The following is a 15,735-nucleotide window of genomic DNA, read 5'->3' on the forward strand; positions in this document are numbered from 1 at the left end:
TTGCCCCCATAGTCTGCGGCGCTGCCAGCGACATTTATACTTTAATAACCCTCTAACCATGGAGGGCTCGAGGAAAGGATCTGACATGAAAAAGATCGATGCAATTATTAAACCCTTCAAGCTCGATGACGTGCGTGAGGCACTTGCTGAAGTCGGCATTACCGGCATGACCGTGAGCGAAGTAAAAGGATTTGGTCGCCAGAAAGGCCATACGGAACTCTACCGTGGCGCAGAGTACATGGTGGACTTCCTGCCCAAGGTGAAAATCGAAATGGTTGTCGGAGATGATATCGTTGATACCTGCGTCGAAACCATCATGCGCACCGCACAAACCGGAAAAATCGGCGACGGTAAAATCTTTGTTTTCGATGTTGCCCGCGTAGTGCGCATCCGTACTGGCGAAGAAGACGAAGAAGCGATTTAATTCACTTTAGATGCAAAATCTTTAGCTGAAATCCCGGCGATGTTGGAAAAGTTTCATTCGTCGAGATCTCGCCCCGTCCTGATATGAGGGAGGGGCGAAAAGCTGTCTGTTTCACCACAAAGTGTTACCCCCGCCCGCGTTAACGCAGCACTGCACACCGAACGGCTGGCGCCACTGCTTCAAGGGCGCCGTTCGCAGTCGCCGATTCATATCTCTTTATGTGGACCGAACAGCTCATAGTGAATTCTGTCCGCCGTAATGCCGACCGCATGCAACTGCTTAACGATAAATTGCATAAAGCCAAGTGGCCCGCAGAGATAAAAGTGGGTATTCACATCCCGCAGCCGCGCTGACAGGGTCGCCAAATCCATCATACCTTGCGCATCGTAGCGGCCTGCATCGGGTTCGTCCGGCTCGCGATACCAGATGTGCTGTGCAAAATCAGGAAGCAGGGCACCGGTGGTGGTCACTTCGTCTGCGAAGGCATGCTGTTTGCCATTTTCGGCGGCGTGAAGCCAGTTGACGGGCGCCAGATGCCGCTGTGCAGCCAGCGCGTGGAGCATTGCCAGCATTGGGGTTTGTCCAACGCCGGCGGAAATGAGGGTGACCGGCGTTGTCGGGCTCACCTGCAGGAAAAAATCGCCGTGCGGGGCGGCCAACTGTACTTCACTGCCGACTTCTGCATGCTGATGTAGCCAGCCGGACAGGATTCCCTGCGGCGCCTGTTTCACCGCAATACGGTACATTTTCTCGTTGCTCCCTGTGGTTAGTGAGTACTGACGAATTTGATGATATTCACAACCTGCGGGCTGCAAGTGAAGCGTCAGATACTGACCGGGTTTAAAGGGGGCAACCGGACCCCCGTCCACAGGCGTAAAAGTAAAGCTTTTGATCACGGCACTCTGCTGCTCAATCGCGCTGATGCGAAACGGCCGCGTCCCGCGCCATCCGCCTTTTTGCTGCTCCGATGCCTGATAAATCGCTTCTTCGCGCTGGATAAACACATCCGCCAGTACGCCGTAAGCACGTCCCCATGCTGCCAGCACGTCATCACCGGGATTCAACAGGGTTTTGATGGTAGCAAGTAAATGCTCACCCACAATTGCATACTGCGCGGGCTGAATATTCAGGCTGGTATGTTTTTGCGCAATTTTTTCAACGGCCGGCAGTATCGCCGTCAGGTTTTCGAGGTTTGCGCCGTAGGCACATATCGCATTGAACAGGGCTTCACGCTGCCCGCCGTTACGTTGATTATTCATGTTAAAGACATTTTTTAGTTCAGGATGCTGAGCAAGCATGCGGTCATAGAAATGAGCAGTCAGATCGGGGCCGCAGGCGGCAAGGGCGGGAAGGGATGATTTCACGGTAGCAATAGTTTGAGCATCAAGCATGGCAACACCTCATTTAAAGTTGCATTTTAAATGCATCTTATGATCGTTTCTTTCATGCTGTAAATCTCATGCTGGGTATTACTGGCAGCAACTGGCCGGTTTTCGCGATAAAAGCGCAAAAAATCTTTTACAGAGTGAAAAAATGATATTGGCGGGCAATCGTTGCAAAAAAGGGATAAAAAGGCATGGCGTCTCGGTAGCCAAACGTTTGCGTAAAAAGAGGGAATTCACCCTACCTTACCCCGATAAAACGGTTTACACTGTCTGCCTTCGCCCTCAGGGGGCGTAAATTGCCGATTTAAAGATAGCCAGTCAGGAGATGCGGATGTTAAAGCGTGAAATGAACATTGCCGATTATGATGCCGAGTTGTGGCAGGCGATGGAGCAAGAGAAAGTGCGTCAGGAAGAGCACATTGAACTGATTGCTTCTGAAAACTACACCAGCCCGCGTGTTATGCAGGCGCAAGGTTCTCAGCTCACTAACAAATATGCCGAAGGCTATCCGGGCAAGCGCTACTACGGTGGCTGCGAATACGTAGACATTGTTGAACAACTGGCTATCGACCGTGCTAAAGCCCTGTTTGGCGCTGACTATGCGAACGTGCAGCCTCATTCTGGTTCTCAGGCTAACTTTGCCGTTTTCACCGCGCTGCTGCAGCCCGGCGATACCATTCTGGGCATGAACCTGGCACACGGCGGTCACCTGACACACGGTTCACCGGTTAACCTGTCGGGCAAACTGTACAACGTTGTGCCTTACGGCATCGACGAAACCGGTAAAATTGACTATACCGAACTGGCCGAGCTGGCACAGACTCATAAGCCTAAAATGATCATCGGCGGTTTCTCGGCGTATTCCGGGATTTGCGACTGGGCTAAAATGCGTGAAATCGCTGACAGCGTTGGCGCATGGCTGTTTGTGGATATGGCGCACGTTGCCGGTCTGATTGCTGCGGATGTTTACCCTAACCCGGTTCCACATGCACATATCGTGACCTCCACGACGCACAAAACCCTGGCTGGTCCGCGCGGCGGTATCATCCTGGCGCAGGGCGGCGATGAAGAGCTGTACAAAAAGCTTAACTCAGCCGTCTTCCCTGGTGGACAGGGCGGCCCGCTGATGCACGTGATCGCCGGTAAAGCCGTGGCCTTCAAAGAAGCCATGGAGCCTGAGTTTAAAGCCTACCAGCAGCAGGTCGCCAAAAACGCTAAGGCAATGGTAGAAGTGCTGATCGCGCGTGGCTATAACATCGTATCAGGCGGCACCTATAACCACCTGTTCCTGATCGATCTCGTCAGCAAAAACATGACCGGTAAAGAAGCCGATGCCGCACTGGGCCGCGCGAATATCACCGTAAACAAAAACAGCGTGCCAAACGATCCGAAAAGCCCGTTTGTCACCTCTGGTGTTCGAATTGGTACGCCTGCCGTTACGCGCCGTGGCTTTAAAGAAGCAGACGTACGCGAACTGGCCGGTTGGATCGCGGATGTGTTAGACAACATCAACGATGAAGCCACCATTGAGCGTACCAAGCAGAAAGTACTGGATATCTGTGCGCGCCTGCCGGTTTACGCATAATCCTTTCTGTTGAAAACACAGTCTGACAAGAGGATGGCCATGGCCATCCTTTTTTATTGCCTGCATAACCCGGCTCTGACAAAGTAACGACCACATATCATTGCCTGGACGCATCATTGCTGGAGGGAACATGGCAATCGGCTCCGCCAAGTGGCTTGGACTAAGCTACTTCACCTACTTTTTCTGCTACGGCATTTATCTTCCTTTCTGGGGCGTCTGGCTCAAAGGTGTGGGCCTGAATGCTGAACAAATTGGCCTGCTATTGGGGTGCGGCATGGTGGCGCGCTTTGTGGGCAGTTTATTCATCGCCTCTCAGGTTAAAAATCCCGGACAATTGATTACGGCATTACGCCTGCTGGCCCTGCTGACCTGCTTTATTGCGGCGGGCTATTGGGTTGGGCAGCAGTGGATGTGGCTGCTGTTAGTCATGACCGGTTTTAACCTGTTTTTCTCGCCGCTGGTTCCTTTAAGCGATGCACTGGCCGCCACCTGGACGCAGCAAATTGGCCTTGCCTACGGGCCCGTTCGCTTGTGGGGTTCGCTGGCGTTTGTGATCAGCTCAGCCCTGACCGGTATGCTGGTGAGCGCCATCTCTTCGCAGGCGATCTTAATGCTGCTGTCGGTTGGGTTGGTCAGTATGCTGGCAGGAATGCTGCTTACCCCGCGTACCCATCCCCAGGGCAGCGAAAGGCAGGGCAGAGTCGGTGGAGGCTGGCAGGCCTGGCGCGATCTGATAAAGGAAAACGCGGTCTGGCGCTTTATGGTGTGCGTGACGTTATTACAGGGTGCGCATGCGGCTTATTATGGTTTCAGCGCCATCTGGTGGCAGGAGAGCGGTTATTCTGCATCGGTAGTGGGTTATCTGTGGTCGCTGGGCGTGGTAGCGGAAATCATGGTGTTTGCCTTAAGCCATCGACTGTTTCACCGCTGGCGCGCACGGGATCTGCTGTTGCTGTCAGGCATCTGTGCGCTGGTTCGCTGGGGACTGCTCGGCGCCAGCACCGCGTTGCCGCTGCTGATTGTGGGGCAACTACTCCACTGCGGTAGCTTTACGGTATGTCACCTGGCCGCAATGCGCTTTATCGCTTCACGGCAGGGGGCGGATGTGATCCGTTTGCAGTCGCTCTATTCGGCGCTGGCAATGGGCGGCGGAATTGCCGTCATGACCATGATTTGCGGCGTACTCTTTACTCACCTGCACGGTCATCTCTTCTGGGTGATGGCGCTGGTGGCACTGCCCGCACTGTTCCTGCGGCCGCGTCAGGATTCCAGCAAATAGCGAATGCGTTGCTGATGGTATTCAGTCAGCGGCAGTTCGGCGTGGATAAGTGGGGGAGAGAAAAGGGGCAGCGAGGTGACATAAGGCGAAATAATGACATCGACTTCGCGCGGTGCGCCGTCGCGCTGGAAATCTTCAACGCGCTGATAGGTGATGTTAACAGGCAGCAAGGTGATCTCGCGGATTTGCTGCTCGACATCCTGTTCCAGTTCGGGATCGTCACCGGTAAGCAGCAGCACCTGTTTTTCCTGCAATGCGCTGCTTTGCATCAGCCACGCACCGAAAATCACCGTCACCAGGCTGACCTCTTCCGGCGCGAACTGAACCTGAAATGTCTGCTCGAAAGCGTCCAGTGCCTGCTGTGTGGTGCGCAGCAGGCGCGGATAAAGCCTGGTTACGTCTTGTGCCACACTGTCATCAATAGCCATTGTAAAGTAGGTGCGATCCAGCGCCTGTGTCAGGTGGGTATATAACTGCTGCTGGAGTTCGGTGCGGTCATGAAAAGTGGTGCCGGCGACGTGCTCAAAATCATCAATGAGCCGCTGTGTGGCGCGCATCAGTCGCTGCTCGCTGGGATGGTGGACACGGTTGGCGTCCGGAAAATGGATCAGGCTAAATAACAGTGTCCAGAAATCCGTTTCGCTGGCGTCCGGCGTCAGATGACAGCGCTTTTGCCAGTGATGAATAACATCTTTTGCGGCCTGACGTTCTGCTTTCGCTGACAGCCATGCCTGTTGCTGCGCCGTAAAGATCGCAGGCTGGCGCTGGCACAGGCCGTATTTCATAAATATTTGTAAAAAGAGTTGATCGCGCGTGCTGAACGGGCGATTAAGGCACAGGCTGCAGTGCTGGATCAGCGCCTGTAAATTGGTTTCATCGTACAGCGCTTTTTCAATTTTCATCTGCTTCAGACGCAGGCGTAAGGGCGCGGCAAAATGCTCGCAGACAAAGGCCTGCGACAGTCGCAGGCTGCGTCGCAAATTATGGATTAAGCAAATGCGTCGATCCAGCTCTGTACCTTGAATGCGCAGGCTGCCATCCACCATCTGATGAAGTTCCAGTCGATGATAGCGCTGTATCTCATCACCCACTTCCGCGAGGTCCTGTCTCGCGGTGGCGATGTCCACTCCGTTTAGCAGGCTTAATCTTTTAAGCGTCAGTGCGGGAGCGGGCAGAAACAGCAGTAACAACAGATGACAGCGACGCTGTGAACCGGTGAAGAGTGGTGCTGAAGATGTAGCAGAACTCATCAATCATTATTCCAGCAGGCTATTTTTAGCTAAGAATAGTCAACCTCCTGAACCCTTGAACGGTTTACCCGTTTTTTTGTTCAGAGGTTTAAGGCGGGTCACAAAATTTTGTTACTTAAGAAACCTTTTCATCAGGAACGTTACTTTATAACATTATGAGACGCATTTTTTTTGCACTATTTACCCTGGTCAGTTCGTCAGCGCTGGCACATCCACACAGCTTTATCGATATGAAAACCGAGCTGGTCACGAAGGACGATCGTTTTACCGGCCTGAAAATGACGTGGACCATGGATGAGATTACCTCCGCCGACCTGCTGTATGACGCGAGCGATGCCAAACCGGGAACGGTGGTATGGAAGAAACTGGCGGCGGGTGTGATGGCGAACGTGCTCGGGCAACATTACTTTTCCGAAATCTGGCATAACAAGCAGCGGGTGAAGTTCTTGAATTTACCAACGGAATACAATCTGTCGCGCAGCGGCAACAAGGCGGTACTGGAATTTGTTCTGCCGCTGGCCGAGCCGCCTTTACTCAAAAATGAACGCTTTGAGATTTTAACCTTCGATCCGACCTACTTCGTGGATATGTTCTACGACAAACCTGAGGCGTTAACTGTACCGCAAGCTTTACAGTCACGCTGTGCATTCACCTTACATACGCCCAAACCGGATGACTCTTTGAAACAGTATGCGCTCTCGCTCGACAAGGCAGATGCGCCGCCTGAGGATATGGATCTGGGAAGGCAGTTTGCACAAACGGTGATACTGACATGTCACTGACGCTCACGACCCAAGCCAAAAAACGGCTGTGGCCGCTGGCACTGTTTACGGCAGGGTTGGTTACTCTGGGCGCGGCCATCTGGCTGCACTGGCCCCAGATACTTCTGCAAAGCGTGCTCTGGCAAAAAGTGCTGCATCGCCAGATGACTCAGCTCCTGCAGCAGGTTGCCGAGCAGCCTCATCATGCCGGACTGTCGTTACTGGCATTCAGCCTGATCTATGGTGTCCTGCATGCCTTAGGGCCAGGTCACGGTAAAGTCGTGATCACGACCTTTCTGGCAACGCATCCGGCAAAACTGAAAACCAGCATGAAACTCACGCTACTGGCCTCGTTGCTACAGGGCTCAGTGGCTATCATCCTGGTCACGCTGATGCTGGTGGTGCTGAAAACCTCATCGCGGCAGCTGCACCTCAGCAGTTTCTGGCTGGAGAAGAGCAGTTATGTGTTGGTTATTGCCTTAGGTATCTGGATAGGCTACCGGGCGATAAAGGCGCTTTGGCTGCTGTTGCGTCCTCAGCCGACAATGAGGATTCATGCGCTGCGCCCTCATCATCAGCATGATGAACACTGTGGCTGTGGCCATGCGCATTTGCCCAGCGCACAGCAAATGGCGGGCGCCGTTAATGGCAAAACGCAGCTGTTGGTGGTGATCTCCATGGGGCTGCGTCCCTGTTCAGGCGCGATCATGATGCTGCTGTTTTCTAAAGTGATTGGCGTGTATCTGTGGGGCGTCCTTTCTGCCGCCGTTATGGCGGTGGGGACCGCCCTGACCATTTCTGCCATTGGCTTACTGGTGCAGCGTTCCCGCGCGCTGGCGCAGCGTCTTGGCGCGGACAGCCAGGTGGGTAAAGGTGCGCGCAGCCTGTTGCCTGTGCTGGCGTTAGTGGGCAGCCTGACGTTGATTGTTGTGGGCTGTGCGCTCTGGCAGTCTGCTCAGCCTGGTTTTACCGGCGGTATCCGACCCTTTTAATTTCTGCGGCGGCGGAAGATATTCCCCGCTGCCGGGATCCTCGCATTTTCGCATCGCAACTATTTTTATTTTCTCTTGCACGTTGAGTGGTGAAAATAGTTTTCACTGACTACGCTGTTTATAGTTATTGCGAACCCCTGTCTGGGAATGAAAAAAACGACACTCACCTGCTATGTGTTGCGAGGGAAATATCTCATGGCTGATACCCGTATTAATAATGGCTACAACGATCCGCTCGTCACCGGAGCGGCAGGCTTACCCCTTAAACGCATTTCCTGGAGTGCCGTTTTTGCCGGTGTAATTTGTGCTTTGATTATTCACATATTATTAACCTTGCTGGGTACGGCAATTGGTGCTACCACCATTGACCCTTTGCAGGAAGATAATCCATTTAAACATCTGGGAACGGGTGCCCTGGTCTGGACGGCCATTGAAATGCTGATCGCTATTGCCGCCGGTAGCTACGTCGCCGGTCGCCTGGCGCAGCGTGAAGGCGCACTGCACGGCTTGCTGATGTTTGGTATTAGTACCGTCTTAACTATTTACCTGGCCGTGAGCCTTGCCAGTAGCGTATTAGGCGGCGCCATGAATATTCTTGGTACGGGTTTCCAGGCAGTAGGAAGTGGTATTTCAGCCGCTGCGCCATCGGTTACCCAAATGGCTAAAGAAAAACTGCAGCAAAATAATATTAATTTAGACAATATGCAGCAAGAACTGGAAACGACGCTGCGTCAAACGGGTAAGCCTGAATTACAACCGGAAAATCTGAAGCAGGATGCGAATAATGAAGCGCAGAATGCCGAAAATCAGGCAAATAACACGGCTAATCATCCACAAACGGCAGACACAGATTTAGCAAACTGGTTTAAAGGCGTTATTGCTCGTCATTCAGATACTTTACAGGCCGCCGATCGTGATGCTTTAAAAAATATTATTAAAGCGCGGACCGGAAAAAGCGATCAGGAAGCTGAACAGATCGTCAATCAGGCAGAACAAAGCTATCAACAGGCTATGCAGAAATATCAGGAACTGAAAAAACAGGCAGAGCAGAAAGCGCGTGAAGCCGGCGAGCAGGCGGCGAAAGCAACCGCGAAAGCCAGCTGGTATGCTTTCTTTATCCTGATTATTGAAGCGGTACTGGCAGGCGTGATGGGAATGGTAGGACGTCGTACTCAGCCACGTCAGGTGTTAACGCACGAACGTCGTTAATCCCAAGGCAATAAGAAAGGGCGGCACGTTATCGTGCCGCCTTTTCTTTTAGCGCTTCAGCGCTTCGCTCAGCTCTTCGCGCATCGCCGATAACAGCGATTTCACCACGCGAGGGTTACCGGCAACGATGTTGCCTGAATGCAGGTAGCCGTGGTTGCCGGTGAAGTCAGTGACCAGTCCGCCCGCTTCGCGCACCAGCAGTTCACCCGCCGCGAAATCCCACGGTTTCAAACCAATTTCAAAGTAGCCATCAACGCGGCCTGCGGCGACGTACGCCAGATCCAGCGCAGCGGAGCCGGTGCGACGGAAATCGGCACACTGCGTAAACAGCTTGGTCATGATGTTCATATAAGCTGGGGCGTGCTGTTTGAGCTTGAAGGGGAAACCGGTGGCAAGAATGGTGCCATCCAGATCGCGAGCGATACTGCCGCGCAGGCGGTAACCATTCAGCTGCGTGCCCTGTCCGCGTACGGCGCTGAACAGTTCATTACGCATAGGATCGTAAACGACAGCCACTTCTGTACGGCCTTTAATACGAACGGCAATAGAAACAGAGAAGTGGGGCAGGCGTTTAATAAAGTTGGTGGTGCCATCCAGCGGATCGATTACCCATTGAATATCCTGATCTTCGCCCTCAAGCTCACCGCTTTCTTCAGTGATGATGGTATGTTTTGGGTAAGATTTACGAATGACTTCGATAATCAGGCGTTCTGCGTCGCGGTCAACATTCGTTACGAAGTCGTTGCTGCCTTTCTGGCTGGCCTCGACAGCGTCCGGGGTTTCATAATTCTTGGCAATTAAATTTCCGGCCTTGCGCGCTGCGCGCACGGCAATGTTGAGCATTGGATGCATCGGTATCTCTCGCTGGATGTTAAAGAACGGGGAAAACGGCGCGGAGTATAGCAGGGTGTTCGGTAAATGTCCTGCTTTATGTTAGAGTACGCGTCATCATTTTCTGACCGATCCCAACTCTTATGCTGCAAAATATTCGTATCGTGCTGGTGGAAACTTCTCATACCGGCAACATGGGCTCCGTAGCGCGCGCCATGAAAACCATGGGGTTAACTAACCTCTATCTGGTGAATCCGCTGGTGAAGCCAGACTCTCAGGCTATCTCTCTGGCAGCGGGTGCCAGTGATGTTATCGGTGAGGCAAAGATTGTAGACTCCCTGGATGAAGCCATTGCCGGGTGCAGCCTGGTGGTCGGCACCAGCGCCCGCTCGCGATCTCTGCCGTGGCCGATGCTGGACGCCCGGGAATGCGGCGTGAAAAGTATTGAAGAAGGGCAGCAGGCGCCTGTCGCGCTGGTGTTTGGCCGTGAACGCGTCGGACTGACAAACGACGAATTGCAAAAGTGTCACTACCACGTGGCCATTCAGGCGAATCCGGAATACAGCTCGCTGAATCTCGCGATGGCCGTGCAGATCATTGCTTATGAAGTGCGTATGGCCTGGCTTCAGGCGCAAGAGAACCAAACCCCAAAACCGCAGTACGACGCTTCCCCTTATCCGCTGGTGGACGATCTGGAACGCTTCTATCAGCACATGGAAAACATGATGCTGGAAAGCGGGTTTATCCGTGAAGCCAACCCGGGCCAGGTCATGAGCAAACTGCGTCGTCTGTATACGCGCGCCCGTCCTGAACGCGATGAGCTCAATATTTTGCGCGGTATGCTCTCGTCTTTCGAGAAGCGAAAAGGAACCAGAACGGACGGCGAATAATAGTTGAGTAAATTACCAGGTTAAATACTTGAGTAATTTACTTGGTTAAATAGTTGACCAAATTACTCAGGAATGTCAGACTTGCTGCCATCTTCGCTAATCCTCCGATAACCGGACGCTATTGAGGTTGTATGCTATGAGACTGACATCCAAAGGACGTTATGCTGTTACCGCCATGCTGGACGTTGCCCTTCACTCTCACCAGGGCCCGGTTCCACTGGCAGATATCTCTGAACGCCAGGGCATTTCGCTCTCCTATCTGGAGCAGTTATTCTCGCGTTTACGCAAGCATGGCCTGGTAGCAAGCGTCCGCGGGCCGGGCGGCGGTTATCTGCTAGGTAAAGAAGCCAATGCGATTGCGGTGGGAGAAGTGATCACGGCGGTAGATGAGTCCGTAGACGCCACCAAGTGTCAGGGCAAAGAAGGCTGCCAGGGCGGCGAACGCTGCCTGACTCACGTCCTGTGGCGCGATCTGAGTGTGCGCATTAGTGAGTTCCTGAACAACATTACGCTGGCTGAGCTGGTGAATAATCAGGAAATCCTGGATGTGGCCGACCGTCAGAACGCCAATGACAACCGCCGTTTCCAGAACTCCCGTTCTCAGGAAATCAACGTGAACCTTCGCGCCTCGTAATCCTCCTCTTCTCCGGCCCTTACTGCTAACGCGGTAGGGGCTGAATCTGCTATAAATACGTATGATTTTCTATACGGAGCTGTAGCGCAATGAAATTACCGATTTACCTGGATTACGCCGCTACCACGCCGGCCGATCCGCGTGTGGCCAGCAAAATGATGCAATTCCTGACGCTGGATGGCACGTTTGGTAACCCGGCCTCTCGTTCACACCGTTTTGGCTGGCAGGCCGAAGAAGCGGTAGACGTTGCGCGTAATCAGGTGGCAGAGCTGGTGAATGCTGACCCGCGTGAAATCGTGTTTACCTCCGGTGCCACCGAATCCGACAACCTCGCCATTAAAGGCGCAGCCCAGTTTAATCAGGCGCGCGGCAAGCACATCGTTACCAGCGTAACCGAACATAAAGCGGTGATTGATACCTGCCTGCAACTTGAACGTGAAGGCTTCGACATTACCTGGCTGACGCCCGCCGCCAATGGTCTGATCGCGATTGAGGATTTGCGTGCTGCACTGCGCGATGACACCGTTCTGGTGTCGATCATGCACGTGAACAATGAAATTGGCGTGATTCAGGATATCGCCGCGATGGGCGCGCTCTGCCGCGAACGTGGCATCCTGTTCCATGTTGATGCCACACAGAGCGTAGGTAAGCTCGCTGTCGATCTTAGTGAACTCCCTGTCGATCTGATGTCCTTTTCCGCCCATAAAGTGTATGGCCCCAAAGGGATCGGCGCGCTGTATGTGCGCCGTAAGCCGCGCGTTCAGATCGATGCACAAATCCATGGTGGCGGCCATGAACGCAATATGCGCTCGGGCACCTTACCTGTGCACCAGATCGTGGGGATGGGTGAAGCCTATCGCATTGCCCGTGAAGTCCGCGAAGAAGAGATGGCCCGCTTGTCTGCCCTTCGGGATCGGCTGTGGCAGGGGCTGCGCCAGACCGGCGGCGTCAGCGTAAATGGCGATTTGCAGCACAGCTGTCCCAACATTCTCAACGTAAGTTTCACTGACGTTGAAGGTGAGTCATTGATCATGGCGTTAAAAGATCTTGCGCTGTCGTCTGGATCGGCCTGTACTTCTGCCAGTCTTGAACCCTCCTATGTCCTGCGTGCGCTTGGCCTGAACGAAGAGCTGGCACACAGCTCGCTTCGCTTCTCGCTGGGCCGTTTTACCACGGAAGACGAGATCGATTATGCCATCGCGCTGGTGCAGAAGTCCGTTACGCGCCTGCGTGAACTCATGAAGTCATGATGCATTTGCCAGCCGAGGCTGACAAACTGTGCGCCGACAACATCTGCGGCGTGCAGCGTAACATCTGAATGAAAAAGCCGTCTTAAAACAGGCTGGATGAAACGAATAACGAATACGGAGCCCTACAATGAATACACAACCGATGAATATTACGCTCAGCAGCCAGCCCGCCGATGCGCGCTGGGGCGAAAAAGCGCTGTTAAGCAGCAATGATAACGGCATGACCCTGCACCTGCGTGAAGCGGATGCCTTGATGACCATTCAACGGGCCGCCCGTAAACTGGATGGCCAGGGCATTCGTCATGTTTCACTGGCTGGCGAAGGCTGGCACCTTGAGCAGTGCTGGGCATTCTGGCAGGGTTATCGCGGGCCTAAGGGCAAAAACCAGGTGGACTGGCCGCAACTGGGTGAACACGAGCAGGCGGAGTTCGATCGCCGCCGCAAAATTGTTGGCTGGGTGCGCGACACCATTAATTTACCAGCCGACGATCTGGGCCCGGAAACGCTGGCGCACAGCGCCATTGACTTACTCAGTGAGCTGGGTGGTGAGGCCGTCAGCTATCGCATCACCAAAGGCGACGACTTACGCGAACAAGGCTACATGGGCCTGCACACCGTGGGTCGCGGCTCTAACCGCCCGCCGGTCTTTCTGGCGCTGGATTTCAACCCAACCGGAGACAGCGAGGCGCCTGTTTACGCCTGTCTGGTGGGCAAAGGCATTACCTTTGATACCGGCGGCTACAGCCTGAAACCGAGCGCTGGCATGGACTCAATGAAGTCGGACATGGGCGGTGCGGCCACCGTCACCGGTGCGCTGGCGCTGGCGATCGCGCGCGGGCTGAATAAGCGGGTTAAACTTTACCTCTGCTGCGCGGATAACATGGTCAGCAGCAATGCCTTCAAACTGGGCGACATCATTCGCTACCGTAACGGCAAGTCGGTAGAGGTGATGAACACCGACGCTGAAGGCCGCCTGGTACTGGCTGATGGCCTGATTGATGCCAGCGAGCAGAACCCGACGCTTCTGATCGATGCGGCAACCCTGACCGGGGCCGCGAAGACGGCGGTCGGCAATGATTATCACGCGCTGTTTACCTTTGACGATGGCCTGGCGCAGTCAGTGATGGGCAGCGCAGTCAGCGAAAACGAACCTTTCTGGCGTTTGCCGCTGGCGGAATTCCATCGCAACCATCTGCCATCGAACTTTGCCGATCTGAACAACATTGCCAGTCCGGCGCATTCGGCAGGTGCCAGCAGCGCTGCCGCGTTCCTGTCGTACTTCGTCAGCCACTATCAGCAGGGCTGGTTACATATTGACTGCTCAGCGACCTATCGCAAAAGCGCGGTCGATCAGTGGGCTGCCGGTGCAACCGGTCTGGGTGTCCGTACCCTTGCCAACCTGTTACTGAAATAAGCGCAATCCAGCGGTGACCTGGTCACCGCTTTCTCAAGGTAGAAGTAAACTATGAACCGTCTTGAAGAGGTGCTGAAGCTGGCCGCGACCGAGCCTGCGCACCGGCCTGAATTTTTCCAGCTGTTGCTGGAAGCTGACGTCTGGGTGCCCGGCGAAAGCACCAGCCAGCAACTGGATGCCAGTACGCCGGTGGATCTCCAGCACTGGGAAAAAGAGGATGGCAGCAGCGTCATACCGTTTTTTACCTCCGAACAGGCGATGAGCGAAGCCGTTGAGAGCGAACAGGCGTATTTACGTTTACCCGTGCGCACCCTGTTTGACATGACGCGTGGCGAAACCCTGTTTTTGAACCCAAAACTGCCGACGGGAAAAGAGTTCTCCGCAGCGGAAATCAGCCATCTGCTGGGCGAAGAGGGCAGTGCACTCACTCAGCAAAGCGTGCTGGAAGGTGGGCAGTCACTGCTGCTGTCGGAAGTGGCAGAACCGCCTGCCCAGATGATTGACTCTCTGACCCAGCTGCTCAGCAAATATAAGCAGGTGAAACGCGCCTTTGTTGCCAGCATTCGTGAACGCGCGGATGAGGAACCTAACCTGCTGATTGGGATTGAAGCGGACAGCGATATTGAGGCCATTATTCAGGCCGCTGGCAGCGTCGCCAGCGACACGTTACTGGATGACGCACCCATTGATATCTGCGAGGTCACGGCAGACGATCGCGGCATCAGCCACTTCTTTACCGCCCACATCACGCCCTTTTATGAACGTCGCTGGGGGAGTTTCCTGCGCGAGTTCAAAGGCGGTCAGCGTATTATCTGACAACGCGCGCGGCCTCACCGGCCGCGCGTCTTCTTATTTCGCAATCGGCAAATCGTCCCGGCTTCCCCATTCGCCCCAGGAACCGTCATAGAGCGTAGCCTCCCGAACGCCCAGCGACGTCAGCGCCAGAATCAACACGACCGCCGTAACGCCTGAGCCACAGGTGGCGACAACGGGTTGCGTCAGGTCCACGCCCGCCTGGGCAAACAGGGCGCGCAGTTCGGACTCTGGCTTCAGTTGTCCCTGTTCAACCAACAGGTTCCACGGCAGATTCAGACTGTTGGGAATGTGCCCGCGATGTAAACCAGGACGCGGTTCATCTACCTCGGCATTGAAGCGGTTAGCCGCACGGGCATCCACAATCTGTGCGCCACCTTCATGGCTAATCAACAGCACGTCAGTCAGGCGTTTCACCAACCCGTCATCGAACTCAGCCTCGAATTCGCCCTCAGGCAGGCTCACTTCCCCCTCCGCCAGCGCAAAGCCTGCGGCTTTCCAGCCCTGCAAACCGCCAGCCAGAATGGAAACCCAGGCGACGCCGAAAGCGCGCAGCATCCACCAGGCGCGCGGGGCAGAAAACAGGTTGCCCTCATCATAAACAATCAGATGTTTATCACTGTTGACGCCAAGCTCGCGCATGGCCACGGCAAAGCTTTCAGCGCGCGGGAGCATATGCGGATAGGGGCTGGTGTGATCGGAAAGTGCTTCAATATTAAAGAAAGGTGCCTGGGGCAAATGACCCGCCAGGTATTCAGCCTGGATATTGCGAACCGCATCCATGCCTGGCGGCAGCATACGTGCGTCCAGTACCTGCAGCGTTTCATCGTTGTAGTGTTCTTGTAACCAGTCGGCGGACACAAACAGTGGCGTCGTCATAACAACCTCATCTCAGCAATCTGTCATGCCAGTGTCGGGTAATGTGCACACCATCTCAAGAGAAGCGTTGATTAAATGCGAGCGTTGATGTGAAATTGCCCAGCGTTATATAACAATTCCCCTGGGGCCCGGTGAAGGA

Annotated in this window: 15 protein-coding genes; 11 read left to right on the forward strand and 4 right to left on the reverse strand. The window is 54.3% G+C overall.

All coding sequences use genetic code 11. The features are described from left to right. Positions 1-85 precede the first annotated feature (85 nt). Positions 86-424 carry a nitrogen regulatory protein P-II gene (glnB, locus tag QLG08_RS15910; protein ID WP_003848647.1) on the forward strand — a complete coding sequence of 113 codons (339 nt, stop codon included), beginning with the start codon at positions 86-88 and terminating at the stop codon, positions 422-424. A gap of 206 nt (positions 425-630) precedes the next feature. Here glnB and hmpA read toward each other — a convergent pair whose 3' ends face one another. Then, complete coding sequence (gene hmpA, locus QLG08_RS15915; protein WP_105088635.1) at positions 631-1,815, reverse strand: NO-inducible flavohemoprotein; 1,185 nt, start codon at positions 1,813-1,815, stop codon at positions 631-633. A 325-nt stretch (positions 1,816-2,140) separates the two neighbouring features. Here hmpA and glyA point away from each other — a divergent pair, with 325 nt between their 5' ends. Both glyA and QLG08_RS15925 read left to right on the forward strand, forming a co-directional pair. Then, complete coding sequence (gene glyA / locus QLG08_RS15920; RefSeq protein WP_015699732.1) at positions 2,141-3,394, forward strand: serine hydroxymethyltransferase; 1,254 nt, start codon at positions 2,141-2,143, stop codon at positions 3,392-3,394. Between the two features lie 130 nt (positions 3,395-3,524). Next, positions 3,525-4,673, forward strand: coding sequence for a 3-phenylpropionate MFS transporter (locus QLG08_RS15925; protein WP_282472990.1), 1,149 nt, complete (start codon positions 3,525-3,527; stop codon positions 4,671-4,673). Here the strand turns inward: QLG08_RS15925 and csiE are convergent. Then, positions 4,655-5,923 (reverse strand): stationary phase inducible protein CsiE, encoded by a 1,269-nt coding sequence (gene csiE / locus QLG08_RS15930; RefSeq protein ID WP_282472991.1) that lies wholly within the window; start codon positions 5,921-5,923, stop codon positions 4,655-4,657. The genes QLG08_RS15925 and csiE overlap by 19 nt on opposite strands. A 155-nt stretch (positions 5,924-6,078) precedes the next feature. On the opposite strand from csiE, the gene QLG08_RS15935 reads away from it, so the two are divergent. From QLG08_RS15935 to QLG08_RS15945, 3 genes are all read left to right on the forward strand, one after another. After that, complete coding sequence (locus tag QLG08_RS15935; RefSeq protein ID WP_238493901.1) at positions 6,079-6,705, forward strand: DUF1007 family protein; 627 nt, start codon at positions 6,079-6,081, stop codon at positions 6,703-6,705. Further along, positions 6,696-7,676 (forward strand): nickel/cobalt transporter, encoded by a 981-nt coding sequence (locus QLG08_RS15940; RefSeq protein ID WP_013026748.1) that lies wholly within the window; start codon positions 6,696-6,698, stop codon positions 7,674-7,676. The genes QLG08_RS15935 and QLG08_RS15940 overlap by 10 nt, the downstream gene beginning before the upstream one ends. A 195-nt stretch (positions 7,677-7,871) precedes the next feature. After that, entirely contained in the window at positions 7,872-8,885 is a 1,014-nt protein-coding gene (locus QLG08_RS15945; protein WP_014605268.1) for a YrzE family protein, read from the forward strand. A gap of 48 nt (positions 8,886-8,933) precedes the next feature. On the opposite strand, the gene suhB is transcribed toward QLG08_RS15945, so the two are convergent. Next, entirely contained in the window at positions 8,934-9,737 is an 804-nt protein-coding gene (suhB, locus tag QLG08_RS15950; protein WP_013026746.1) for an inositol-1-monophosphatase, read from the reverse strand. A gap of 122 nt (positions 9,738-9,859) precedes the next feature. On the opposite strand from suhB, the gene trmJ reads away from it, so the two are divergent. The 5 genes from trmJ (at position 9,860) to sseB (ending at position 14,720) form a co-directional block, all read left to right on the forward strand. After that, on the forward strand, positions 9,860-10,606 hold the full coding sequence (trmJ, locus tag QLG08_RS15955; protein ID WP_013026745.1) for a tRNA (cytosine(32)/uridine(32)-2'-O)-methyltransferase TrmJ: 747 nt from the start codon (positions 9,860-9,862) through the stop codon (positions 10,604-10,606). Positions 10,607-10,742: 136 nt separating this feature from the next. After that, positions 10,743-11,240, forward strand: a complete 498-nt coding sequence (gene iscR, locus QLG08_RS15960) for a Fe-S cluster assembly transcriptional regulator IscR (RefSeq protein ID WP_014594322.1) — start codon at positions 10,743-10,745, stop codon at positions 11,238-11,240. Positions 11,241-11,329: 89 nt separating this feature from the next. Beyond that, entirely contained in the window at positions 11,330-12,490 is a 1,161-nt protein-coding gene (locus QLG08_RS15965) for an IscS subfamily cysteine desulfurase (protein ID WP_015699735.1), read from the forward strand. Positions 12,491-12,617: 127 nt separating this feature from the next. Then, on the forward strand, positions 12,618-13,904 hold the full coding sequence (gene pepB / locus QLG08_RS15970) for an aminopeptidase PepB (protein WP_013026742.1): 1,287 nt from the start codon (positions 12,618-12,620) through the stop codon (positions 13,902-13,904). 51 nt (positions 13,905-13,955) lie between these two features. Beyond that, the gene (gene sseB, locus QLG08_RS15975; RefSeq protein ID WP_013026741.1) at positions 13,956-14,720 is read left to right on the forward strand and encodes an enhanced serine sensitivity protein SseB; all 765 of its coding nucleotides are present in this window, start codon (positions 13,956-13,958) and stop codon (positions 14,718-14,720) included. 33 nt (positions 14,721-14,753) lie between these two features. Here the strand turns inward: sseB and sseA are convergent, their stop codons facing one another. Next, positions 14,754-15,596: a 3-mercaptopyruvate sulfurtransferase gene (sseA, locus tag QLG08_RS15980; protein ID WP_282472992.1), complete on the reverse strand. Its 843-nt coding sequence runs from the start codon at positions 15,594-15,596 to the stop codon at positions 14,754-14,756. Between the last annotated feature and the right edge of the window lie 139 nt (positions 15,597-15,735).

Source organism: Pantoea sp. V106_11 (assembly GCF_029967885.1).
GTDB lineage: Bacteria > Pseudomonadota > Gammaproteobacteria > Enterobacterales > Enterobacteriaceae > Pantoea > Pantoea ananatis.

Coding starts and splice junctions, on each gene's coding strand:
- QLG08_RS15925 (WP_282472990.1), top strand. CDS start 3,525: ATGGCAATCGGCTCCGCCAAGTGGCTTGGACTAAGCTACTTCACCTAC.
- suhB (WP_013026746.1), bottom strand. CDS start 9,737: ATGCATCCAATGCTCAACATTGCCGTGCGCGCAGCGCGCAAGGCCGGA.
- sseA (WP_282472992.1), bottom strand. CDS start 15,596: ATGACGACGCCACTGTTTGTGTCCGCCGACTGGTTACAAGAACACTAC.
- iscR (WP_014594322.1), top strand. CDS start 10,743: ATGAGACTGACATCCAAAGGACGTTATGCTGTTACCGCCATGCTGGAC.
- QLG08_RS15965 (WP_015699735.1), top strand. CDS start 11,330: ATGAAATTACCGATTTACCTGGATTACGCCGCTACCACGCCGGCCGAT.
- QLG08_RS15945 (WP_014605268.1), top strand. CDS start 7,872: ATGGCTGATACCCGTATTAATAATGGCTACAACGATCCGCTCGTCACC.
- sseB (WP_013026741.1), top strand. CDS start 13,956: ATGAACCGTCTTGAAGAGGTGCTGAAGCTGGCCGCGACCGAGCCTGCG.
- QLG08_RS15935 (WP_238493901.1), top strand. CDS start 6,079: ATGAGACGCATTTTTTTTGCACTATTTACCCTGGTCAGTTCGTCAGCG.
- csiE (WP_282472991.1), bottom strand. CDS start 5,923: ATGAGTTCTGCTACATCTTCAGCACCACTCTTCACCGGTTCACAGCGT.
- QLG08_RS15940 (WP_013026748.1), top strand. CDS start 6,696: ATGTCACTGACGCTCACGACCCAAGCCAAAAAACGGCTGTGGCCGCTG.
- glyA (WP_015699732.1), top strand. CDS start 2,141: ATGTTAAAGCGTGAAATGAACATTGCCGATTATGATGCCGAGTTGTGG.
- glnB (WP_003848647.1), top strand. CDS start 86: ATGAAAAAGATCGATGCAATTATTAAACCCTTCAAGCTCGATGACGTG.
- trmJ (WP_013026745.1), top strand. CDS start 9,860: ATGCTGCAAAATATTCGTATCGTGCTGGTGGAAACTTCTCATACCGGC.
- hmpA (WP_105088635.1), bottom strand. CDS start 1,815: ATGCTTGATGCTCAAACTATTGCTACCGTGAAATCATCCCTTCCCGCC.
- pepB (WP_013026742.1), top strand. CDS start 12,618: ATGAATACACAACCGATGAATATTACGCTCAGCAGCCAGCCCGCCGAT.